This window comes from Desulforhopalus singaporensis (assembly GCF_900104445.1).
Classification (GTDB): domain Bacteria; phylum Desulfobacterota; class Desulfobulbia; order Desulfobulbales; family Desulfocapsaceae; genus Desulforhopalus_A; species Desulforhopalus_A singaporensis.
Map to the genome: position 1 here is coordinate 1 of NZ_FNJI01000117.1, position 1149 is coordinate 1149.

Sequence of the window (1149 nt, forward strand, 5' to 3'; positions counted from 1 at the left end):
CTTTGATTTCAATGATTTGTGTACACACATCCGGCACAGACTTTTACAGGGTGTTACATAGACGATCATCGCCATCACCGTAAATATTACTCTAACCGGTTCCGGTTGCGAGGCCATCGCAAATGCACCATAGGAGAACAACAACCACGAACAAGCCCGCTTTCATTATTTACGCTGATTAATTTCACGTTTCTTCTTTATAACACTGCGGTAAATCCAGCGACAAAGACTGCCATTCTGAGCTGTCGCGTCAAAGTCAAAAACCGCCTTTTTCTTTTCTATGTTGACAGTTATACCACCGGACGAGGCGCATGTAAAATCACGTACTGGGCAGTCGAACCAAAAAGCATTTTCCCGATTTTTTGTGGTTATTTCATACCGACAAACTAGTTATACCGACCTCGTTTCTTTCAGCTATCTTGACAAGTTCCTCGCCGATGTTGGTATAATTCACGAACAATGTTACAGTATAAGGAATCTTTTCATCGTCAAATAGCTGCTTTATTTCAATCTCCAGCTGTTCTTCCAGCTCCACCACCAGATGATAACCTTATTTGGCAGAACATAAGATTGATATGATACGACCCCAGAATGATCGTCATGCATCATGGTTGTTTCAATAGCAGCTGCGTCCTACTTCACCTCTTATCTCAAGGGCACGATTATCTCTGTTGTCGCCCCCCGTCTTCTCAAAATTTTCCCAAGGAAATCCCCCCCGCAAAAAACCGGGGGGGATTTCCTATGACTGAGAGGAATCACAGAACAAAGAGCGCATCATCCTTTCAACCATTTCTTTTCGAGGTCCATAAGCGCGGCCACCTTCTCGGGCTCAAGGGGCGGAACCTCATGGGTTTGCTCGATCTCAAGAACCTTTCTGTTGAGCGCACCCATCAGGTCCTGGCCCTCTTTGTTGCCCATCGCCGGCCTGGTGAAGTAGGTCGGCTGCCAGAAATTACGAAAATGTGCCAGGGTGTGCCTCGATGTCAGGTAGTTGCCGCCGGCACCCACCGAATCGATCACGTCCATGGCGAACGTTTCCGGGCTCAGGTGGATGCCGCGCATGAAATGCTTCACGTGGTCGATCACCTCGTCACAGAAGAGGATGGTGGCCGGATCGACCAGGCTGGCCTGGTCGAGCAGACCGACGTC

The 1149-nt window shown here is 48.4% G+C and carries 2 protein-coding genes; both read right to left on the reverse strand.

Features of this window, described 5'->3' with window-relative positions; genetic code table 11:
• Positions 1 to 373: 373 nt before the first annotated feature.
• Positions 374 to 538, reverse strand: coding sequence for a hypothetical protein (locus BLQ17_RS22820; RefSeq protein ID WP_176761407.1), 165 nt, complete (start codon positions 536 to 538; stop codon positions 374 to 376).
• Positions 539 to 774: 236 nt separating this feature from the next.
• Positions 775 to 1149, reverse strand: a 375-nt coding sequence (locus BLQ17_RS22075; RefSeq protein ID WP_176761408.1) for a trimethylamine methyltransferase family protein, incomplete at its 5' end; no start/stop codon positions are given.